We start from the raw sequence: 22,360 nt of genomic DNA, 5'->3' as shown, positions 1-22,360 counted from the left end.
GAACTACCCGGTTTATTTAAGGAAGGTGAGGAGCACAGGCGAAAACCTGTGCTCCTATAATCGAGATCGACTACAGGCTATGCAGCGACAAATTTATCCCGGAACTCAGTACGAAGCTGAGCATACCAAGTTGGCTCTGCAGGCCACGCAAAAAGATTATCCAAGGCGTCACCAGGATAGGCTTCCGAGAAGTTTTTCTTCGATGCATCGGACAAGTGTGCATCTGCGCCAATAACAGCAGAATTATATCCTGTCAGATTGGCCGTTAAGCCACCATTTTCTGGGCGATAAGAAAACTCTAAGAATGCATAAATTTGATCGATATTTTTCGCACCTTTAGGCATAGCAAGGCCATCAACCCAAGCTAGCGCTCCTTCTTTTGGAGCCTGATATTGAACAGGATTACCTTCACCTTTAAGAGCAAGAATTGGGCCATCCCAAGTCTGTCCCATGATCACGTCTTCTTGCATCAGGCCATTCTTTTGACCATCAGCATCATTCCAGAATTTTTTGACGTTGGCTTTGCGATCGATACAAAATTTGGTAATTTTTGACCAAACATCTTTCATATCTTCTTCGCTTTTATAAGCGCGTTTGACATCACCGACAGCAAGTTCACCAATGGTTTCCATATAGAGACCAGCCCCCAACATCATCGAATGCGGACGTCCCATCATGGTATTCTCGCCACCATCTTTCCAAAGGTCCCCATAACTTGGAACACCGCCTTCTGGTGTCCATTTGTCAGTCCGCCAAGCAACAGCTTCCGTACCCCAAAGTTGAGGAAGCCAATGAGAGCCCTTACCTTCAAAGTTCCAGTCTGTTTCACCAACTTTTGCCATTGATGCATTCACACGATCAACATGCGCTTTGTTCATGTCAAATGGTTGCAACAAATTCAACGGCTCCCACTGTTGAGCACGCATGTTTGTTGGCGAGATTACATCAAATCCACGTCCACGAGTGGCACGTAACTTATTGATAATCTCTTCATTCGAGCCAATACCTGTATGATTGATAACAATACCGGTCTCTTTTGTGAATGCTTCTTTAAATTCTTCCGGCAGGTAATCAGACCACATCATAACGTTGAGTTCACCTGAAGAAGAAAGTGCGTTTTTGATAAACGCGGGTGCCGCTAAGGTAGATGCGCCAGCAATTGCAGCGCCTTTAAGAACTTTACGACGACTTAGTGATGTTGTTTTCAATATAGTCATATTTAATTCTCCCAAACTCCTTCACCTGTTCAATGAGGAGTGTCCCTATTTCACAGTCCATTTTACAGTTATCTGTAAGTAGGCTGTTTTGATTTTTGTTTGATATTTACTGACATTTTTTAGGACAAGTTGATCGAGACACCTCCCTGACTTGAAGTAATGATGAAACTGAACTGCTTAAACGGTCAGTTGCATTTACAAGTTACGTAAATTGGAATGGCATTGAATCAATTAAAACCTATTCCTACTCTAGTTACCTTTAAACGATTAATCCCAGGAGCAATAAAGCTCTATAAAACCAGGTATTTAAACGCTTCACTACGATTACATTTTCTTCAAGTATTTATTTTGAAAATCAAAATTAAAATTTCCTGATTTGAAAATTTTACAAGTAAACTTTGAAATTCAGCCTCTAAAATACATCATTTTAAGATTTTATCCTAATGCATTTAATATTCACGGAATACAAAATCTTATGCATATTAATAAAACCCCATAACTCCCAACAGATGATTGTAATATAAAAAACAAATTCAGAACAGTAATCAACATAGGCTTGATTTACATCAATTCATCAAAATCATCTGATAAGAATTTCTTACGAAAAATGAATGCAACTCCCCTAAATAAATACTTGAAGTAATACGGTAATCGAAATACAGATTGAATATAGTACCAACCAGAAAAACTCTATGAGTCCAATATGGTCATAAATACTGCCCCCACTTGAACAATCAACACGTAACTAAAGTTCCACTAAGGATTGTAAATTTTCAATATAAGCGATGATATCATTTGCGAATAACAGCCATAAACTCATCAACCTCTAAAGACAGAGATTCGAGATCATTTATTAACTGTTCAGAAGATGACAAAACGATACTGGCGGCTGCACCCGTCTCTTTCGATGCTTTCATTACATCTTGAATATTTTCTGACACACGGTTGGTGCCATCTGCAGCCAAGCGAACGTTTCGTGACATTTCTCCTGTCGCAGAGGATTGTTCTGTCACTGCAGCCGCAATACCTGCAGTAATCTCATCCATGTTACCTACGGCCTGAGTTACTTTTCGAATGGCTTCAGCCGCTTGCTGTACGGTACTTCTAATTGCAGAAACCTGTTCAGAGATATCGTCTGTAGCTGTCCCTGTCTGTGTCGCAAGGCTTTTAACCTCAGAGGCGACAACAGCAAAACCTTTGCCAGCATCTCCAGCCCTTGCTGCTTCAATTGTCGCATTTAAGGCGAGAAGATTCGTTTGATCAGCAATTTCACTGATAAGATCAACCACCGCGCCAATTTTTTCAGCCGCATCAGAAAGACTATCCACTGCTCGATTGGTCTCCTCGGCGTCCGTGCTAACTTCACGCGAAGCCGTTGCCGCCATTGAGGTTTGACGACTTATTTCTTCTATCGATGCAGATAGTTCTTCAGAAGCAGCAGCAACAGATTCAACGTTAAGAGAAACATCTGATGAAGCCTCAGATGCTAGTGAAGATTGGTTTTGTGCCTGAGTAGCAGAAGAGTTCATATCTTCGGCTGTGCCTCCCAGCTTGGAAACCGATGCTTGCACGGTTGAGACTATCCCCTTCACCCTTAAATTAAACTGGTCTGCAAGGGCAGCCATGTCCGATTTCCTTTGCTTCTCCGCGCTCTCTTTTGCTTCTTCACGCTCCTGCCTTAAACGTTCAACGTGTTGAGAATTCTCTTTAAAGATATTCAGAGCATCAGCCATTTCACCAATTTCATCTGACGGGCCAGTCTGCACCTCAATGGAGAGATCTCCTTCTGAAATTTGCTTCATAGCATCAGACAAAGAAACAAGACGCGTAATGATCATCTTTCCAACAACGAAGTACATAATCGCCGAGGCCAAAATTACAGAAAGGATTAAGATTACCAAAAGCCAAATTTCACCATCCGTGATCGCAGTGTTTGAGAGGATAACGGAAGAAACAGCTCCCTCTTCAGCCGTGACGGCAACCTTATTCACAAGATCTTTCAATTCTTGCGATAGTTCGGAATTCTTAAGAATTAAGCCTTTAGAAGTTTGTATTTCGGCAAGCGCCTGCTTTCTTAAAGAAAAGACTGTTGCATCCGCCGTTAATAATTCAGATATTTCCTTACCGAGGCCACGAATTTTAATCGCTTCTTGGGAAATATCATCATTAATTAAAGAAATATTCTCTTTATTTCTCTTGATCGCTTTAATGATTTCCTCTTCTGACGCAACGATCTGATCAACCTCAATAGCAGAAGTAACCTCTGCCAGTTGCGCAAAAATTAAGTTTGTATCCACCTGCATCGAAGAGGAAACTTGGCTACGAGTAACTGAAATAAGTATTTCAATAAGTTGGTTAGTCACATCAGAACTTCCAAACGCTTGATCAATCGTATCCTCAACAGCTCGCCTGGCTGCCTCTTGATAAGGAGTTACAACACTATCAAAATCGCGTTTTATAATCTGGAGGCCAGACATCATCTCCGCAGTACGTGTTTCAAGTTCCAGCTGAAGCGTTACCGAATTATTTAATTGCGATAGATTAGATTTAATTTCCGCTGAGACCTGCCCTAACCGATCGCTCGTAACTTGATCAAAATCACTGGAGCGAAGCGTTTCTGTCAATTTATCCAGACTAAGTTCTCGACTTTGCAATGACTGGTAAACTTTATTTTTCTCAACGATATCTTTGGCAGAAGTAAGGGCCGGAGCAGTCGCCGCAATTGAAGTGCCAATTTCTGAGAGCTCTAGGGCAATACTCATTTGAGGAATACTGTGGTTCGATATCTGATCGAAAGCCTTACTTACCCCTTCGAAAGACAAAAAACCCACAAGTCCAGCAAGTAAAGTTGTCGAGACAATACTCCCAACAGCAAGAAGTAACTTGGTTTTCACCCGAACTCCTTGCTTATCTTTTACAGAACCTTCTTTAATGCCCCCGAATTCCGTGGATAGATCCTTTTCCTGGGACGCCTTATCCATAAATACCTCTTCTGGAGTGTCGGCAATCGACGGATCAATTACATCGCCCTCGACCTTTATTGTGTTAACTTCGGTTTTAGACACAATCTTCTCCCACAGGATACTTACAACAACATCAATTAGTTTTCGCTATTATTTGAAGTCACCTCTCATCCATATAGGACCAACCTAATATAATGATGAGTCCAGTTGAGAAGCGTGTTATGCTTTTCCAAAAGATGTCATAGATTAACTACTAAAGATTAAAGCCCCGTAACCGTAAGGAAACACCCCTTTGGCAAGTGACATACTCTTCCACTTAGAGAAAAACAGTAGAGAATCTCTTCAAAGCCAACTGCGCCGCGCCATACTTAATGCAATATTGAATAGCACTCTACCTGCGGGTTTCAAGTTGCCATCCAGTCGAAAATTGGCGACCGATTTAGGAATATCAAGAAACACTGCAATCCTCGTATATCAAGGACTTACAGATGATGGGTACCTCGTCACGAGAGAGCGAAGTGGCATTTTTGTAAACGAAGATTTTGTGAATGGCATAGAACAATCTAAGCTTTCTTCTGATCGTGCACCTGCGCCAAAGCCAGACGATCTAGAAAGCCCCGACTGGAATAATCGATTATATCTTCGTCCTTCAGAACGTCATTATCTTAACCTTCCAAAAAATTGGAGAGACATCCCCTATCCTTTTGTATACGGGCAACCAGATAGGAGATTGTTTCCCTTAACGGCTTGGCGTGAATGTAGCCGACTGGCTTTGAGCACCCGAGATATGGCTGATTGGATACATGATGACAAAATCTACGATGACCCACAGTTGGTCGAACAAATAAGAACAAGATTATTACCCGCCCGCGGCATCCATGTTTCCAGTGATCAAATTCTCGTCACCTTGGGGGGACAAAACGCGCTTTTTTTACTCGCTGGACTTTTGGTTCGAAAACAAACACGAGTTGCCATCGAAAACCCCGGCTACCCCGATGCTAAAAACATCATGCAACTCTTTACTCAAAAACTAACTTCGATCCCTGTCGACGAAAAAGGGATGATTGTTGACGAACGCCTCAACAATTGTGATTACGCCTTTGTCACCCCCAGTCATCAATGTCCAACGACAATTACAATGCCGCTCACACGCAGAAGAAAACTTCTGGAAAAGGCTGAAGAGCAAGACTTCATTATCATTGAAGACGATTACGAAAACGAGATTAATTATTTCAAATCTGCCAGTCCGGCCCTCAAAGCACTCGATAATAATGACAGGGTGATTTACACCAGTAGCCTTTCCAAAACACTTTTCCCCGGCCTTCGGGTCGGTTACGTCGTTGCGGCCCCCGAATTGATCGAAGAACTGAAATTTTATCGCCGTCTTGTTGTGCGTTACACGCCGAGCAACAACCAACGGACAGTCGCGTTATTTCTCTCTCTTGGTTATTACGACAGCCTGATTTATAGCCTCAAAAGACGTTGGCATAATCGATGGAACGCCGTTCACAAGGCATTACGCACATATATTCCCGAGTGTAGTTATTCTCACTCCTCTGGTGGAACATCCTATTGGGTCAAAGTCCCAGAGGGAATAAGCGCGAACCGACTGGTCAAAGAAGCCTATAAAGATAGCGTTTTGATAGAGTCAGGGATGCCATTTTTTATGGAAACTCCGGCTCCCGACACTCACATCCGCATTGGCTTCACCTCTATCGAGAATGCAAAGATTGAACCTGGTATCAAACGCCTTGGCAAAACCATTGATCGAATGATGGAAGAACGCCCCGCCGTAGAATACGATCGGATTCCTGAAAAAACATAAATCTTCTATAATATTTTTGGACCCATCGAATGGGTCCAAATGGAGCTATGGATAAAAGCGTATACAGATAAACAATTACCTCACAACACATTTTCCTGAAACGGCTTTGTGTGCGCAATTGATCTTTAGAAAACCTCTATTGCTTTGGCGGACGCTTTGATGGGCCTAAACCAACGACAGGGAATTCTTTTTTTTGTGATCGAGGTATACGTTAATGTTGAGCCAACACCCGATTGAATGCCCCAATATGTTATTGGACATTGCTGCTCAATATTCTCCCGCTAGAACAGCTATCGTAAATGCAACAAGCTTGATCGCAATGGAAAGCGCATACCTTGCAGCCCGCGCCCATTTAATCGAACCAATTCTTGTTGGCGATCGCGGTATTATTACTCAGCTCGCCTCGGAACTTGACTGGGACATTGCCCATATAGAAATCCATAACGCGGACGATGAAAAAGCAGCAGCCTATCTGTCTGTTAACCTTGCCAGAACGGGACAAGTTAACGCCATCATGAAGGGGCAAATTCACACAGATACCTTCATGAGAGCTATCGTCGACAAAGAGGCGGGTTTGCGTACAGGACGAAGGTTGTCACATGCATTTTACATGTCAGTACCTGATTCTGATAGAGTAATGACAATTACGGACGCTGCAATTAATGTTGCGCCTGATCTTGAGACCAAAAAAGCTATTATCCATAACTCTGTCGATATGATGCATGCTTTAGGCATAAAAAAGCCAAAGGTTGCCGTTCTTTCAGCCACCGAAGAAGAAAACCCACAAATTCCATCTAGTGTTGAGGCCGCCGAACTTACCCGCTGGGCCATTAAAGAAGTAAACGAGGCCGATGTATTTGGCCCCATGGCTCTGGACAATGCTATTTCACCAGAGGCCGCAAGAATTAAGGACATTAAAAACCCTGTTGCAGGGCAAGCCGATATATTGGTCGTGCCAAACATCGAAACAGGAAATGCCATGTTTAAACAAATGGTGTACTGCGACAGCGCATGCGCAGCAGGGATTGTCCTCGGCGCCAGTGTACCCATTGTTCTCACCAGCCGTGCGGATCCTCCAGCGGCCAGATTAGCAAGCATGGCAATTGCTACCATCGTGGCTCATTCTGCTTAAAAATCAGTATATTGAATAAAATATAACAACATGTACTATTAAAAATAAAATCTAATAAAATAATAAGTTACATCAGGGTAGCGGTAAAATGGAGATGATGAATGGGCTTCTTTCCCACGTCCAAGCAAGAGGACATTGATACGTCCCCACATGTGTCGGACGAAGTTAAGACCACAACCTGTTATATGTGTGCTTGTCGTTGCGGCATCAAAGTGCACTTACGTGGCGATCAGATCCGTTACATCGAAGGCAATCCAGACCACCCGGTAAACAAAGGTGTCCTCTGCGCTAAAGGATCTGCTGGTATTATGCAGCATAATTCTCCCGCGCGATTACAAAAACCTCTTTTACGAACAGGCGAACGTGGATCAGGCGAATTCAAGGAAATTGAATGGGATGAAGCTCTGGAGCTTGCAGAGGATTGGCTTGGCAAAACAAGGGCTAAAGATCCATCAAAACTCGCCTTCTTTACAGGGCGTGATCAATCTCAAAGCCTTACAGGTTGGTGGGCCGCCAAATTTGGTACGCGCAACTTTGCCGCCCATGGTGGGTTTTGTTCGGTCAACATGGCAGCTGCTGGTCTCTATAGTGCCGGGGGGTCATTTTGGGAATTTGGCGAGCCAGACTGGGATTTAACAAAATACCTTTTGATGTTTGGCGTGGCTGAAGATCATGATTCAAATCCGATTAAAATCGGTCTAGGTAAACTAAAAGGCCGTAAGGGAACCAAATTTGTATCCGTGAACCCAGTACGTACAGGGTATTCCGGCATTGCAGATGAATGGATTGGCATTCGCCCCGGAACCGATGGACTATTTGTTTTTTCCCTCATACACGAGTTGCTTAAAGCAGAGAAAATCGATTGGCACTATTTATCACGCTACACCAACGCACCATGGCTTGTCATACAAGATCCCGGCGCCGCAGATGACGGCCTGTTTGTGCGCGATGCGGAGGATAATCCTCTTTGTTACGACGCGGATAAAAAAATACTGATATCTACAAATAATCCAGACACCACCCCCTCTTTGGCGGGCAAATATACTCTTCCCGATGGTCGCAAAGCCGTTCCTGCTTTTCATTTAATGGCCGAACGGTATCTCGATACTCAATATTCACCTGATGCTGTGGCGGATCAAATTGGCTATAGCGCCGATAACATTCGACGCATTGCAGCCGAGATTGCCCATGTCGCCTTTGAAGAACAGATAGAGCTTGATGTCGCGTGGACCGATTGGGCAGGCCGTAAACAAGACAAAATGATTGGTCGTCCGGTTTCTATGCACGCCATGCGAGGTATATCAGCTCATTCCAATGGATTCCACACCTGTAGAGCAATCCACGTTTTACAGATGCTCTTAGGCTCCATCGATGTTCCCGGTGGGTTCCGCCACAAACCACCGTTCCCGCGCCCCTGTCCTCCCGGCCCTAAACCTGCTGGACATGATTCCATCGCCAATACGCCACTCCCCGGCATGCCTCTTGGATTTCCAACCGGGCCAGAAGATCTTTTGGTTGAGCCTGACGGGACGCCCAAGCGTATTGATAAAGCTTACAGCTGGGAATATCCCCTTTCCTCTCACGGTATGATGCACATGGTCATACATAACGCCTGGAAAGGTGATCCTTACCCGATTGATGTGCTTTTCATGTACATGGCGAATATGAGCTGGAACAGCTCAATGAACGTGCAGGGAACAATCAAATATCTGACCGACAAAAATGACGACGGCAGCTATAAAATACCGAAGATCATATATTCAGACGCCTATAATTCTGAGATGGTCGCTTATGCCGACCTGATTCTCCCAGACACGACGTATCTGGAGCGGTGGGATGCGATTTCTCTATTAGACCGCCCGATCTGTAGTGCCCACGGCCCAGCGGATTCAATCAGGCAACCCGTTATCAAGCCAGATCGGGACGTCCGCGCGTTCCAAGAGGTTCTTCTTGATCTTGGCGCCAGATTGGGGTTGCCCGGTATGGCCAATGAGGACGGCAGCCCGACTTATCCCGGTGGTTATGCTGATTACATCACAAACCATGAACGTACCCCCGGCGTCGGGCCTCTCGCAGGATGGCGCGGCAAAGAAGGTGATCAAAACGGCAAGGGAGATCCGAACCCGGATCAACTTCAACGCTACATTGATAACGGATGTTTCTGGTCCGAAGAATTTACCCCCGAACAGTCCTACTACAAGTTTGCCAATAGATCCTACCTGGATCGGTCTCAAGAAATGGGATGGATCCCCAAAGCTGAACGCATTGTTATGCATATCTATTCAGAGCACATGCAGAAGTTCCGTCTGGCGGCACAAGGACATGGCAAAAATCAACCGCCTGATGTTTTGCGTGGCCGTATTGAAGAGACCTTTGACCCGCTTCCGATCTGGTATATGCCGTTGGAAGAAAAAGCTTACGACGGCAATGAATACCCCCTTCATGCCATCACCCAACGGCCCATGCATATGTATCACTCTTGGGGATCTCAGAATGCGTGGCTTCGGCAAATCACAGCCCAAAACCGTCTCTTTATTAACGAGGTAACCGCACAAAAACAGGGTATTTCTGACGACGATTGGATCTGGGTTATCTCGCCCCACGGCAAGGTCAAAACCCAAGTCAAACTGATGTCCGGGGTGAACCCTCATACAATCTGGACCTGGAATGCCATTGGTAAACGCAAAGGCGCCTGGGGGCTGGACGATAAAGCACCGGAATCCAACAAAGGGTTCTTGCTCAATCATATCATCTCTGAACTCTTGCCGCCGCGAGAAGATGGTTACCGCTATTCCAACTCTGACCCGGTGACAGGACAGGCAGCTTGGTATGATCTCCGCGTTCGCATCGAGAAATGTGATGCGTTAGAAGAAGGTCTGACCGAACCAATGCTGGGTGCTGTTGCTGCTCTGCCCAATGCCCCAGAACAAATTGCGGTGCTTCGTTACGGGGCAGATTTTTCAGAACCTAAAAAACTACCACCTCAAACAACCAAAGTGGGGGATAAAGCTCAAACCTCACTTCCTGCAAACAACAAACTCCTGGGAGAAAAACCATGACTTGTCTCCCAATTCCCACCTCTAGCCCACAGAAAAAACTTGGCCTTGTCATTGATCTCGATATTTGTGTTGGTTGCCACGCTTGCGCGGTGAACTGTAAGGAATGGAATACGGGTGGACACTCTGCGCCTCTCACCGATATGGATCCGTACGGCCAAGACCCAAACGGGGTTTGGTTTAACAGAATACACAGCTTTGAAGTCGTTGATGAAGATAACGACAGCCGGACCGTACATTTCCCAAAAAGCTGCCTTCATTGTGATGATGCGCCTTGCGTGACCGTCTGCCCTACCGGGGCTTCGTACAAACGCGAAGAAGATGGTATTGTTTTGGTCGATGCCGATAAGTGTATTGGCTGCAAGCTTTGTTCCTGGGCCTGTGCTTATGGCGCGCGGGAATACGACGAAGACGCAGGGATTATGAAAAAATGTACGCTCTGTGTTGATCGTATTTACAACGAAAACCTGCCCGAGGCCTCTCGTGTTCCCGCCTGTGTTTCGACCTGCCCGGTTGGGGCCAGAAGCTTTGGTGATTTGAATGATCCCACTTCGGATGTCAGTATGCTGGTTGCTGATCGTGAAGGGTTCGATTTGATGGCAGAGTTGGATTACAAACCAACCAATAAATACCTGCCCCCGCGTCCCAAACAAAACGAACACACGGTTTCGGCTTCAAACAAGCCGGTAACCCTCACCCCCGTATCCACTGAAAAAGCCGGATTGTTAGCCAAGTGGGCTGACAAGGTTTTGTCACTTTAAGTTTGTAGGGAGTTACAAAATGCATCCGGCTAAATCAGTCATCCTGTTTACAACAGCTTCCGGCGCAGGATACGGGCTGCTGTTTTTATTAATTACAGGCCACATGTTCGGGGTCTTTCCGAGTGATAGCACTCTCGGCTACAGTGGATTTGGTACAGCATTCCTGATGATAAGCATCGGCTTGCTCTCCTCCACTTTTCATCTCGGCAGACCAGAACGTGCCTGGCGTGCGTTAACCCAGTGGAGATCATCTTGGCTTAGCCGAGAGGGCATTTTGGCTATCGTCACTTTTATTCCAACAGGTATTTATGGCCTTTGTTGGATATTTGCGCCCAATACATCAATATCTCTGCTGTTGATCATTGGCATAGCGGCACTCCTGCTTTGTTCTGCCACCGTTTACTGCACATCAATGATTTACGCCTGCCTCAAGCCCGTCGCCGCTTGGCATAACCGTTTCGTTCCAGCATGCTACCTTGCTTTATCCCTTTCCACAGGGGCGTTGCTTTTAAATGGTATTTTACACTTGCAGGGCAAGAACGCGCTCCTCTTCGACATGATGACCATCACCCTTATTTTCGTGTCGGTTATCATAAAATTCTACTATTGGAATCATATAGGCGAAACCAAGGGTATCAGTACGGTTGGTAGCGCAACAGGGCTTGGCTCAAGAGGCAAGGTACGCCTGTTAGAAGCCGCCCATACCGAAGCAAACTATCTCATGAAGGAAATGGGATTTCAGATCGCCCGTAAACACGCAAAAAAACTACGCAACATTACCTTTATCTCAGGTTTTATCCTGCCAGTATTTTTGATCTCCCTAACCGGGATAACCCAAAACACTAGCATCGGAAACCTTGCTGTCATTTGTTCTATCTTTTTTGGTGCAATAGGAATTGTCACAGAGCGTTGGCTCTTTTTCGCAGAAGCCAAACATACCGTCAGTCTCTACTACGGGGCTCAATCGGTATAGTGTTTACGAGATAACAAAAATCCCCGAAACAGATATTCTGCTTCGGGGATTTTTTTTAACAACTTAATCAGGCAACTATTTGGTCTTGTTTGCCTTTTACACCAATTTTGGCAGCACTATTAATTTTTTCCTGCGCAACGAGATCCGCAATGTCACTCGTTGATCCATTTTCCTTGTCCGCGCGCTCAAAAATATCAATCAGCACATCATAGATTGCAGCAACTTTGCTATCGACCCACTTGCGATCGTAATTACCTTCAATTTCAGCGGCAACATTGATAATACCACCAGCATTGATGACATAATCCGGGGCGTAAAGAACATTCTGTGAACGGAGTAGGTCACCATCTGACGCTTGAGCCAGTTGGTTATTCGCCGCACCTGCAACAACGGAGGCCTTTAGCAAAGGAATGCTTTTCTCATTTAGAACAGCACCCAAAGCACAAGGTGCGACAACATCCGCATCACTGTATAAAATCTGATCACAGGGTACGGCCGTCGCACCAAATTCTTGTACTGCGTGCTGTACGACTTCATCATTGATATCAGCGACCAGAAGGCTCGCGCCTGCATTATGTAGCTCTTTACAAAGGTGCCATCCGACATGCCCAAGTCCCTGAACAGCAACTTTCAAGCCACGGACATCGTTTTTACCTAGCCGATATTTAACCGCAGCTCTAATACCATTAAAAGTTCCGTGAGCGGTAAAGGGAGAGGGATCACCGCTCGCGGCAAGTCCAGAGTTTAACCCCGCAACATGAGACGTTTCCTGGGAGACAACTTCCATGTCCGAAACTGAAATACCAACATCTTCAGCGGTAATATACTTACCCCCCAAGCTATCAACAAAACGACCATAGGCCCGAAAGAGATCTTCGGATTTATCAGTCTTCGCATCACCAATGATAACAGCTTTACCGCCGCCGAGATTTAATCCGGCCATAGCGTTTTTATAGCTCATGCCTTTTGAGAGGCGCAAAGCATCACAAAGGGCGAGATCATCATCACTATATGCCCACATACGGCAGCCACCAGCGGCAGGCCCCAGCGCTGTAGAATGAACAGCGATAATCGCTTTAAGGCCTGTTTTCTCGTCATTACAGAAAACAACTTGCTCGTGATCGGCAAAGGCCTCGTGATTAAATACACCCATTATTTTGTCCTCAGATCGGTTCACGATCACTTTAAATATCAAGTTCGAAAACGACGGCTCAAAAACGGTGGGCAGTAAAAATCTTATTGTACAACGCTTCTGTCACTAAATGATGAAAGTGCATTTAAACAACTTGGTTAAGGTAAGATCGCGGCAAAATTCATCGTTCGAATATGTCCGTGCTCGCTTCCGGTTACCCAGAGACAGCTGTTCCTCGTTCTCTCCCAGAAAGTCTTGATTTCCCTGAATTTTACCACCGTCGTTTATTGTTTTTATTTCGACTGCAAACATTGTGACAAAACCGTGGAGGAATATTCTTTCTATTTTCACACCTTATCATTTATTATGGCAATTCTATTTTAAGTATATTCATTTTTGAGAAATTATTATGCCCATAACTATCGATACTACGGATAAAAAAATCCTCCGGCTTTTGCAAAAGGATTCCGATATCAGCAACGCAGACCTCGCAGAACACGTCGGGCTTTCCGCAGCGCCCTGTTGGCGCAGGGTTAAACGGCTTGAAGAAAAAGGTATCATCAAACGACGGGTCGCAATCATAGACCCCGATAGCCTTGGCCTTGAAATCGTCGTCTTTACAACCGTTAAGATATCCACCCAAGCTCAGCATGGTTTAGAAGATTTTGAAAAGCGCGTGGTTCGTTTTGATGAAATTACAGAATGCTACACGGTCAGCGGCGGCATGGATTATATCCTACGCGTGGTGACCACAGATATGCGTGCTTATGAGCGCTTTTTACGCGATCACCTTCTTCAACTCCCCAATATAGCAGAAGTCCATTCTCGGTTTGCAGTCTCACAAGTAAAATACACCACCGGGTTACCCCTTGATTTGGTAAAGACAAAAAGTACCTAAATCAGTGTAATTATTTTCTGGATTGTATTCTGGATTTTTTTATTTTATGGTCTGCGCAAGGTACATAGGGGTGCCTATCCGCCAAAAGTCATCACACCCTATCGCCACGTTGTTCAAGATAACGATGCAAGATCACCCAAAGAATTCTTCTGGATCGCATGGAGCGGAAAAGATCCGGTATTTAGGAGAAAATCTATGGCTGATATTATTCATGCGCTAAAACACAAAGCCCGTATCCTGCACCGCAATGTCTCAACCGGGAAACAGGCAAGCCTGGACTTTGTCAAAAAACACCCCGATCTAAAATCATGTTCTGACGAGACCCTACCGTCAGAGACCAAACGTAAACACTGTCTCTCGCAAATAGCCAAAGCCCTTGGTTTTAGCGGTTGGTCTCATCTTGTCAAAATCCTGCAGTCACAAGAACTGCCTTCTGTCCCTGTAGGGCGTTCCAATCTGGACTATGGCAAACTTCTCTCTCCTCCCCGTTGCTATGCTTATACCAACGTCTGGTCAGTATTTTATGAAGAAGCGAAGGAAGTACGGGATCAAACCAATGGTTTTCTTTTGACTTATGGAACCCAGTACCTGGTCACTGAAGAAGACTTCATAACAACTCTGGGCTTGGATCCGAAAGATGAGCATTGGGAAAAGATAGGAAGAGATTGGGCAAAACCAACCGATTTCAATGCAAGGGATGAACTTTATCGACAACTGATAAATCACACTCTTAAAGGTTTTCTTTGGTTATAGCCTGATGTGAGGCATTGTTTTATTTTTGACAATGCCTCATCCTTTTTTCATCCCAAACTTCTCAATTCTCTTCGAATAATTTTACCTGTGGTGGTCATGGGCAACTCGTCAACAAAAGCCACTTCGCGAGGGTATTCGTGGGCTGCCAATTGTTTTTTTACAAAATTTTGAATTTCTTTTGCCAGATCATCTGTTCCTTCATGGCCATTATTAAGGACGATAAAGGCTTTGACGATTTCGGTGCGCTGCGGGTCAGGCTTACCAACCACACCTGCCATTCGCACAGCGGGATGTCCGATAAGACAATCTTCAATCTCACCTGGGCCAATTCGATAACCTGATGAGGTGATCACATCATCATCCCGTCCCACAAACTGTATCCAGCCCTGTCCATCCAGAATGCCGGTATCCCCGGTTAAGAGCCACTCGCCCGCAAACTTGGCTTTGGTTGCTTCTGGATTATTCCAGTATTTCAAAAACATCACCGGGTCTGGTGACATCACTGCAATATTACCAAGTTCGCCTTGAGGCAAGACTTCTCCTGCATCACTAACAATCGCAAGCTTATGACCAGGAACCGGACGTCCCATCACCCCCGGTCTTGCGTCCATAATCTCGGCGCAGGAGGATACGATCATATTACATTCTGTCTGGCCATAAAATTCATTGATGGTCAGACCAAAGGTTTTACGACCCCAGTCGAGAAGCTCCGTTCCAAGAGATTCTCCGCCCGAAGCAATCGAGCGCATCTGAAGGTCCCAACGCTGTTCAGGGTTGGGGATAGAACGCATCATCTTTAAAGCTGTTGGCGGGATAAAAGCATTGCGTATCCCCTGTTCTGCGATCAGTTGAAAGGCAGCTTCTGCAGTGAACTTTTCAAAGCGTCGCGCAACAACGCAAACACCGTGATGCAAGGCTGGAAGCAGCACATCGAGCAATCCGCCGATCCATGCCCAGTCCGCAGGCGTCCAGATTTTATCGCCGGGTTGGGGAAAGAAGTCGTGAGATATCTCTACGCCGGGAAGATGTCCAAGCAACACTCTGTGTGCATGTAATGCTCCCTTGGGCTGCCCTGTGGTACCAGAAGTATAGATAATAACAGCAGGATCATCAGCCTTGGTCTGAACGGGGATAAAGTTCTCTGATCGTCCTGATAGCTCCCCGTGGAGATCGTTTGCCCCTTCTATCGGCCCATCAATACAATAAACCTGTTCCAAGTCAGGTAAGCGGTCGCGAATTTCAGATATTTTTTTCACACCGTCCGCGTTGGTGATAACAACTTTGGCCCCTGAATTCGACAAGCGGTATTCAAGTGCTTCAACGCCAAAAAGCATGAAGAGCGGAAGAGCGATGCAGCCCATTTTATAAGCGGCGATATGCGAAAAAGCTGTCTCCAAGGATTGCGGAAGAAGGATCGCGACCCGATCCCCTCGTACAATTCCCGCAGAACCCAGTAGATTTGCCAGTTTGTTGGAATAGTCTTTTAAATCGCCAAAGGTATACTCAGAAACCTTTCCTGCCGTATCAATAAAGCAGAGCGCAAGCCTGTCTGGCTCGCGCTCTGCCCATTTGTCACAGACATCTACACCAATGTTGTAGTTGGCGGGTATTTCCCAATTAAAAGCCTCTTGTACTTCTTCGTAACTCGACCTTTGGTCCAGCATGATTTTCCCCGCAATTAATTATGCCAAAGGTCTGAAACTTAAGTGTTATTAGATTTCAAATGGTAATTTACTTTTCACCTTTGAGAAACTTAATAATACCAGAAAAATCAGTCCCACTGCCCCCAGCATCATTAAAGCTCTGATACAGTTCTTCCGCATGAGACCCTAAAGGTGTGGAAACCCCACTGGATTTTGCGGCATCTTGTGAGAGTTTAAGATCCTTGAGCATCAGGGCTGCAGCAAACCCCGGCTCGTAATCATTGTTCGCCGGACTGGTTGGAACCGGGCCGGGCACGGGGCAATAGGTATTGATCGACCAGCACTGACCAGAAGACGTCGAAGCCACATCAAAAAGGGCCTGCTTATCCAAGCCCAATTTTTCTGCCAGATTAAAAGCTTCCGAAGACGCAATCATCGAAATTCCGAGGATCATGTTGTTACATATTTTGGCAGCTTGTCCATTTCCGTTACCGCCACAGTGAACAATCTTGCCTCCCATAACATCCAGCAGTTCATGGGCTTTATCGAAAGCTTCTTTTGAGCCACCAGCCATAAAGGTTAAAGTACCTGCTGTTGCGCCGCCGACACCGCCGGATACAGGCGCATCAAGCGACAGCATGCCAGCTTCATCCGCAGCGATGTGTGCAGTGCGAGAACTATCAACATCAACAGTGGAGCAATCAATGAACAGTGTCCCGGCTTTGGCAGTTTTCAGGGTTACCTCGTAAACACTCAAGAGATGTTTCCCTGCGGGCAACATGGTTATGACAGCGTCGGCTACATCGACGGCTTCTTCGACAGTCTCGACAATTTCGACACCGTTTTCTCTCGCATGCGCCTTGGCATCATCAGAGAGGTCAAAGCCTTTAACACTGTAATTTGCTTTGGCAAGGTTCGCGGCCATAGGCCCGCCCATGTTGCCGAGGCCTATAAATGCAACAGTTTTCATTTTTTTATCCTTCTTTTTCTCGGTCCTTTGGGAACAACCGGATTTAACGGATTATCCCAGTAGACAGACCAGCAGCCAGACCGAGTTCTTTATCGCCAAGACTTTCAAAACAGCTCGTCACCATATCGTTAGATACACCTTCAAGAGTTGCAGGATTCCATTTTGGATCGCCCGTTTTATCAATAACGGCCGCCCGAACACCTTCTGAAAAATCACCCCGCGCAAACATCCGTAAGGCGAGGCGATATTCCATATCAAGATCTTCTTCTATCCCGCTCAGTGTGGCTGCTTTTCTAATCGCAGCTAGCGTGACCTTCATGGAGTGAGGCGCACGTTCAGAAAGACCTTTAGCAGTTTTGTCACCCCAATCTGTGCCAAGTTTTTTTGCAGCGTCTACAATGTCTTCCACACGATCACATGAAAAAACGTTATCAATTTCGCCACGTTGTACCGCAAGAGCTGCTTGCCCGCTGGCAATCGTAAAACTCCGCAAAATTGTATCAACATCAGAGTGTGCATTGCCGCCATAATCAGCAGCGGCCAACATATCAATCAGGGCTGGTAAACGCTCACTTGAAATCTCAATATCCGCAAGCCCCGCATAGATGGCATCTGACGCCCCAACCCGGTGTCCGGTCAGACCTAAGAACGTTCCAATTTCACCCGGCGCATTAGCAAGCAACCAGGTACCCCCGACATCAGGGAACAAACCAATTGCGGTTTCCGGCATAGCGATCATGGATCGTTCGGTAACGATGCGATTGCTTCCATGTGCAGAAACACCAACTCCACCGCCCATCACGATGCCATCCATAATGGCAACATAAGGTTTGGGATAGTTGGCAATCAGTGCGTTGAGTTTATACTCATCTGCCCAAAATTGCTGAGCAATACCATCTTCTTCTTGTGCTGATTTGTACAAGGCACGAATATCACCGCCGGCACAAAGACCACGCTCACCAGCGCCATCAACAATGATGAGGCGAACGGTTTCATCCGTTTTCCAAGCCTCGAGTGCAGCCAACATACCATGCACCATATCCAGTGACAGCGCATTTAAAGCTTTAGGCCGGTTTAGAGTAATACGTCCCGCAGATCCTTCTTGTTGAACAATCAGTTCTTCAGTCATGCTGCACCGCCTTTGAGCAAATCACGTGAAATAATCAGACGCATAATCTCATTTGTTCCCTCAAGGATCTGATGCACCCTAAGGTCCCTAACAATTTTCTCAATGCCATAATCCGCGAGATAACCATAGCCGCCATGGATTTGCAGGGCTTCGTTCGCCACCGTAAATCCAGTATCAGTCGCAAAACGTTTTGCCATAGCACACCAACGTGTTGCGTCGTGAGTTTTAACATCAAGTTTTGTCGCTGCTGTATAGAGCAGTGTTCTCGCGGCTTCCAACTCAGTTGCCATATCAGCAACTTTGAACTGAAGGCCCTGGAATTGAGCAAGTGATTTTCCAAACGCCTTACGTTCGCCCATGTAGGTGACAGCTTTATCAAGAGCAGATTGTGCTCCGCCGAGCGAACAAGCACCAATATTGAGACGCCCACCATCAAGCCCCATCATCGCTATTTTAAAACCCTGCCCCTCTTCACCGATCATGTTCTCGGCCGGGATACGAGCATCTTCCAGAATGACGGTTCTAGTCGGTTGAGCCTTCCAACCCATTTTTCTCTCATTCGCTCCAAACGAAACACCTCGGGCATCTTTGGGCACTAAAAAACATGAAACACCTCCAGCGCCCTCACCACCTGTACGGGCCATTACCAAGTAAAGGTCAGACGTACCAGCGCCAGAGATAAACTGCTTAGAACCGTTGAGTACAAACTCATCGCCATCACGAACCGCTTTGGTCTTAAGCGCTGCCGCGTCTGATCCTGCAGATGGTTCGGTCAGGCAATAGCTGGCAATTAGATCCATGGTCATCATCGACGGCAGCCATTTTTGGCGCTGTTCTTCTGTGCCAAAACGATCAATCATCCAAGACGCCATATTGTGAATGGAGATAAAGGCAGAAACCGCAGGACACCCCGTGGAGAGCGCTTCAAAAATCAGCGCGGCATCCAAACGGCCAAGTCCCGTTCCGCCCACGTCGTCTCTCACATAAATTCCGCCCATACCGAGGGTCGCCGCTTCACGCATCACATCGACGGGAAAGTGTTCTTTTTCATCCCATTCCAACGCAAAGGGAGCGATCTTATCGCGCGCGAAATCCTGGGCCATCTCTTGGATTGCACGTTGTTCTTCGTTCAGTTCAAATTGGCTCATGAGCTTATATCTTCTCGTTACCGGAAAACGGATCGGGGTGATCCCCTGATTACCTTGAACAGTAATTTGGAACCACCCCGTATTCTCAGTATCAATCCATCGTTGGGATTGAGAACTCTGCACCTTCTTTAACACCGGAAGGCCAGCGTTGTGTTACTGTTTTGGTCTTGGTGTAGAAGCGGATCGCATCTGGACCATGTTGGTTCAGATCACCAAAGCCCGAACGTTTCCAACCACCAAAAGTGTAATAGGCCAGCGGCACAGGAATTGGCACGTTTACACCAACCATGCCCACATTAACCTTGGTCATGAAGTCACGAGCCGTGTCACCGTCGCGGGTATAAATCGCAACACCATTACCATATTCATGTTCACTTGGCAGACGAAGGGCTTCTTCGTAATCCTTGGCACGAACGACACAAAGTACCGGGCCAAAAATCTCTTCTTTGTAAATACGCATGTCATCAGTGACGTTATCGAACAAGCAACCGCCCATGTAGAAACCATCTTCATAACCCTGCATGACAAAATCACGCCCATCAACGACAAGGTCCGCACCTTCTTTTAGGCCAATATCGATATAACCTTTGGTGCGCTCTACGGCTTCAGCGGTTACCATTGGACCAAAATCAGCATCAGGATCAGTTGAAAGACCAATTCTCAAACTTTCAACACGCGGTTTGAGCTTTTCAATAAGGCGGTCTGCGGTTTCCTCACCAACAGGTACGGCAACAGAAATCGCCATACAACGTTCCCCAGCAGAACCATAACCCGCACCGATCAAAGCATCCGCAACCTGATCGAGATCGGCATCCGGCATAATGATCATGTGGTTTTTCGCACCACCAAAGCACTGCGCGCGTTTACCCTGAGCGGTCGCCCGGGTATAAACGTATTCCGCAATCGGTGTAGAGCCAACAAATCCGACGGCTTTGATATCTGGATCATCAAGGATCGCATCAACAGATACTTTGTCACCATTAACAACGTTTAGAATACCCGCAGGAAGACCAGCTTCGAGCATCAATTCGCCAAGGCGAAGCGGCAAAGACGGATCGCGTTCTGATGGTTTCAGAATAAAGGCATTGCCGGAAACAATTGCTGGCGCAAATTTCCACATCGGGATCATCGCCGGGAAGTTAAACGGGGTGATACCCGCAACAACACCCAAAGGCTGACGCATGGAGAACATGTCGATGCCGGGACCAGCGCCCTCTGTGAACTCACCCTTTTGAAGATGTGGAATACCACAGGCAAATTCGACAACTTCAAGGCCGCGCTGAATGTCGCCTTTGGCATCGGGAATTGTTTTACCGTGCTCACGAGAAAGCATTTCGGCCAACTCATCATAATTCTCTTGTGCGAGATGAAGGAATTTGAGCATGACACGGGCGCGTTTTTGCGGGTTAGTCGCCGCCCATGCAGGTTGAGCCGCTTTTGCATTTTCAACAGCAGCCCGCATTTCAGCTTCGGATGCCAAAGGAACCCTTGCAGCAACTTCACCGGTCATTGGCCAGTAAACATCACTAAAACGACCAGAAGTACCTTTTACTTTTTCACCACCAATAAGATGATAGAGTTCAGCGACCATATCCGCATTTCCTTCATTGTAAGAAGCCGAATTGAAACAACGCCCTAGAAAGCGATTTTTCATCGACATATATTATAGAAAGCACAGTTTTGTTAACCGCAATGGCGAAATAGAATCGCCAGAGCAACCGAACTGGCTCTTTGATCCTGAACATAGACTTGCATTGTTTTTTTTGCACAGCTATAGCTAATAGCAACAAACCATTGTGCGAAAATACATTATGAACCCGACTTTTGACTGGAACGACCTCCGCCCTTTCCTCGCCGTTGCCCGGACAGGAAAGCTGACGATTGCGGCAAAACGCCTGAAGGTAGATCACACCACGGTAAGCCGTCGTATCCAAGCATTGGAAACGGCGTTGAACGCCACCTTGTTTGAGCGTGGCCCCCAAGGCTATGCCCTGACAGAGATCGGCCTTCGTTTACTCGGCGCTGCTGAGTCCATGGAAACAATGGCAATGGGCGTTCAAAATGAGATCGCAGGTGCCGACCTTGATCTAACAGGTGCCGTGCGAATTGGTGCTCCCGACGGCTTTGGCAGTTCTTTTCTCGCAACTCGAATTTGTGATCTCTGCCGCGCCCATCCAGGCCTTGAAATAGATCTTGTTGCCATGCCTCGAATGTTCAGCCTCTCCAAACGTGAAGCTGACATTGCCATCGGCCTGAGCCGTCCAACAGAAGGGCGCTTGAGATCGCGCAAGCTTACGGACTACAGATTAGGACTTTACGCTTCCCCTGAATACCTTGAACGCCGTGGGCAGATCACAAATAAAGACCAGCTTCAAGGACACAGAATGGTTGGCTATATCGAAGATCTGATTTTCTCTCCAGAGCTGAATTACGTTCCCCAACTTGGCAAAGAATTACGGCCACAGCTTCGCAGCACGAACCTTATTGCTCAAATGCAGGCCACCTCCACAGGTGCCGGAGTTTGTATTCTCCCCTGCTTTATGGCTGATCAACAACCCAATCTGGTACCTATCTTACGAGATGATGTAAAAATCATGCGGACCTTTTGGTTAATTTATCACGCTGATTTACAAGGATTTGCACGCATAAGAGCAACCGTAGATTTTATTGTCGAACAGGTGACCGCTGCACGAAAACTATTTTTACCTGACACCTAGCAAACTGAAGGCTCCAACCTAACGATTGGAGCCTTCATAATGG

15 protein-coding genes and 1 pseudogene are annotated in these 22,360 nt (G+C 46.3%); 8 read left to right on the top strand and 8 right to left on the bottom strand.

The features are described 5' to 3' along the window. Window positions 1-77: 77 nt before the first annotated feature. Both ACFSKO_RS06520 and ACFSKO_RS06515 read right to left on the bottom strand, forming a co-directional pair. Entirely contained in the window at window positions 78-1,217 is a 1,140-nt protein-coding gene (locus ACFSKO_RS06520) for an extracellular solute-binding protein (protein WP_380249681.1), read from the bottom strand. Between the two features lie 791 nt (window positions 1,218-2,008). Next, entirely contained in the window at window positions 2,009-4,282 is a 2,274-nt protein-coding gene (locus tag ACFSKO_RS06515; protein WP_380249679.1) for a methyl-accepting chemotaxis protein, read from the bottom strand. Window positions 4,283-4,472: 190 nt separating this feature from the next. Here ACFSKO_RS06515 and pdxR point away from each other — a divergent pair, with 190 nt between their 5' ends. The 5 genes from pdxR to ACFSKO_RS06490 all read left to right on the top strand — a co-directional run bounded on the left by pdxR (window position 4,473) and on the right by ACFSKO_RS06490 (window position 11,927). Continuing rightward, window positions 4,473-6,005, top strand: coding sequence for a MocR-like pyridoxine biosynthesis transcription factor PdxR (pdxR, locus tag ACFSKO_RS06510; RefSeq protein ID WP_380249677.1), 1,533 nt, complete (start codon window positions 4,473-4,475; stop codon window positions 6,003-6,005). A 214-nt stretch (window positions 6,006-6,219) separates the two neighbouring features. Further along, a complete protein-coding gene (locus ACFSKO_RS06505) occupies window positions 6,220-7,137 on the top strand; it encodes a bifunctional enoyl-CoA hydratase/phosphate acetyltransferase (protein WP_380249675.1) in 918 nt (305 codons plus the stop codon). A gap of 101 nt (window positions 7,138-7,238) precedes the next feature. Beyond that, complete coding sequence (locus ACFSKO_RS06500) at window positions 7,239-10,196, top strand: molybdopterin oxidoreductase family protein (RefSeq protein ID WP_380249673.1); 2,958 nt, start codon at window positions 7,239-7,241, stop codon at window positions 10,194-10,196. After that, the gene (locus ACFSKO_RS06495; RefSeq protein ID WP_380249671.1) at window positions 10,193-10,954 is read left to right on the top strand and encodes a 4Fe-4S dicluster domain-containing protein; all 762 of its coding nucleotides are present in this window, start codon (window positions 10,193-10,195) and stop codon (window positions 10,952-10,954) included. The genes ACFSKO_RS06500 and ACFSKO_RS06495 overlap by 4 nt, the downstream gene beginning before the upstream one ends. 19 nt (window positions 10,955-10,973) lie before the next feature. Continuing rightward, window positions 10,974-11,927: a dimethyl sulfoxide reductase anchor subunit family protein gene (locus tag ACFSKO_RS06490; RefSeq protein WP_380249669.1), complete on the top strand. Its 954-nt coding sequence runs from the start codon at window positions 10,974-10,976 to the stop codon at window positions 11,925-11,927. Between the two features lie 67 nt (window positions 11,928-11,994). On the opposite strand, the gene ACFSKO_RS06485 is transcribed toward ACFSKO_RS06490, so the two are convergent. Then, window positions 11,995-13,080 carry a Glu/Leu/Phe/Val family dehydrogenase gene (locus tag ACFSKO_RS06485; RefSeq protein WP_380249667.1) on the bottom strand — a complete coding sequence of 362 codons (1,086 nt, stop codon included), beginning with the start codon at window positions 13,078-13,080 and terminating at the stop codon, window positions 11,995-11,997. A gap of 388 nt (window positions 13,081-13,468) precedes the next feature. Here ACFSKO_RS06485 and ACFSKO_RS06480 point away from each other — a divergent pair, with 388 nt between their 5' ends. Beyond that, window positions 13,469-13,957 (top strand): Lrp/AsnC family transcriptional regulator, encoded by a 489-nt coding sequence (locus ACFSKO_RS06480; RefSeq protein ID WP_380249665.1) that lies wholly within the window; start codon window positions 13,469-13,471, stop codon window positions 13,955-13,957. Window positions 13,958-14,152: 195 nt separating this feature from the next. Continuing rightward, entirely contained in the window at window positions 14,153-14,710 is a 558-nt protein-coding gene (locus tag ACFSKO_RS06475; RefSeq protein WP_380249663.1) for a hypothetical protein, read from the top strand. Between the two features lie 47 nt (window positions 14,711-14,757). On the opposite strand, the gene ACFSKO_RS06470 is transcribed toward ACFSKO_RS06475, so the two are convergent. The 5 genes and pseudogenes from ACFSKO_RS06470 to ACFSKO_RS06450 form a co-directional block, all read right to left on the bottom strand. Continuing rightward, window positions 14,758-16,374 carry an acyl-CoA synthetase gene (locus ACFSKO_RS06470; RefSeq protein ID WP_380249661.1) on the bottom strand — a complete coding sequence of 539 codons (1,617 nt, stop codon included), beginning with the start codon at window positions 16,372-16,374 and terminating at the stop codon, window positions 14,758-14,760. 67 nt (window positions 16,375-16,441) lie between these two features. Next, window positions 16,442-17,344, bottom strand: a pseudogene (mmsB, locus tag ACFSKO_RS06465) (3-hydroxyisobutyrate dehydrogenase); the annotation flags it as partial. Window positions 17,345-17,366: 22 nt separating this feature from the next. Continuing rightward, complete coding sequence (locus tag ACFSKO_RS06460) at window positions 17,367-18,452, bottom strand: enoyl-CoA hydratase/isomerase family protein (RefSeq protein ID WP_380249659.1); 1,086 nt, start codon at window positions 18,450-18,452, stop codon at window positions 17,367-17,369. After that, window positions 18,449-19,600 (bottom strand): isobutyryl-CoA dehydrogenase, encoded by a 1,152-nt coding sequence (locus ACFSKO_RS06455; RefSeq protein ID WP_380249856.1) that lies wholly within the window; start codon window positions 19,598-19,600, stop codon window positions 18,449-18,451. Before ACFSKO_RS06455 ends, ACFSKO_RS06460 begins: the two co-directional genes overlap by 4 nt. Window positions 19,601-19,691: 91 nt before the next feature. After that, entirely contained in the window at window positions 19,692-21,191 is a 1,500-nt protein-coding gene (locus tag ACFSKO_RS06450) for a CoA-acylating methylmalonate-semialdehyde dehydrogenase (protein ID WP_380249657.1), read from the bottom strand. Between the two features lie 220 nt (window positions 21,192-21,411). Here ACFSKO_RS06450 and ACFSKO_RS06445 point away from each other — a divergent pair, with 220 nt between their 5' ends. Further along, a complete protein-coding gene (locus tag ACFSKO_RS06445) occupies window positions 21,412-22,317 on the top strand; it encodes a LysR family transcriptional regulator (RefSeq protein WP_380249655.1) in 906 nt (301 codons plus the stop codon). Window positions 22,318-22,360: the final 43 nt, after the last annotated feature.

Origin of the sequence: Kiloniella antarctica (genome assembly GCF_042682825.1) — a bacterium.
Taxonomy (GTDB): domain Bacteria; phylum Pseudomonadota; class Alphaproteobacteria; order Kiloniellales; family Kiloniellaceae; genus Kiloniella; species Kiloniella antarctica.
Note: the sequence above shows the minus strand (reverse complement) of the source record. Positions and strands in the feature narration are given on the sequence as shown.

Coding starts and splice junctions, on each gene's coding strand:
- ACFSKO_RS06445 (WP_380249655.1), top strand. CDS start 21,412: ATGAACCCGACTTTTGACTGGAACGACCTCCGCCCTTTCCTCGCCGTT.
- ACFSKO_RS06455 (WP_380249856.1), bottom strand. CDS start 19,600: ATGAGCCAATTTGAACTGAACGAAGAACAACGTGCAATCCAAGAGATG.
- ACFSKO_RS06505 (WP_380249675.1), top strand. CDS start 6,220: ATGTTGAGCCAACACCCGATTGAATGCCCCAATATGTTATTGGACATT.
- ACFSKO_RS06520 (WP_380249681.1), bottom strand. CDS start 1,217: ATGACTATATTGAAAACAACATCACTAAGTCGTCGTAAAGTTCTTAAA.
- ACFSKO_RS06485 (WP_380249667.1), bottom strand. CDS start 13,080: ATGGGTGTATTTAATCACGAGGCCTTTGCCGATCACGAGCAAGTTGTT.
- ACFSKO_RS06460 (WP_380249659.1), bottom strand. CDS start 18,452: ATGACTGAAGAACTGATTGTTCAACAAGAAGGATCTGCGGGACGTATT.
- ACFSKO_RS06500 (WP_380249673.1), top strand. CDS start 7,239: ATGGGCTTCTTTCCCACGTCCAAGCAAGAGGACATTGATACGTCCCCA.
- ACFSKO_RS06450 (WP_380249657.1), bottom strand. CDS start 21,191: ATGGTCGCTGAACTCTATCATCTTATTGGTGGTGAAAAAGTAAAAGGT.
- ACFSKO_RS06470 (WP_380249661.1), bottom strand. CDS start 16,374: ATGCTGGACCAAAGGTCGAGTTACGAAGAAGTACAAGAGGCTTTTAAT.
- ACFSKO_RS06490 (WP_380249669.1), top strand. CDS start 10,974: ATGCATCCGGCTAAATCAGTCATCCTGTTTACAACAGCTTCCGGCGCA.
- ACFSKO_RS06495 (WP_380249671.1), top strand. CDS start 10,193: ATGACTTGTCTCCCAATTCCCACCTCTAGCCCACAGAAAAAACTTGGC.
- ACFSKO_RS06480 (WP_380249665.1), top strand. CDS start 13,469: ATGCCCATAACTATCGATACTACGGATAAAAAAATCCTCCGGCTTTTG.
- ACFSKO_RS06475 (WP_380249663.1), top strand. CDS start 14,153: ATGGCTGATATTATTCATGCGCTAAAACACAAAGCCCGTATCCTGCAC.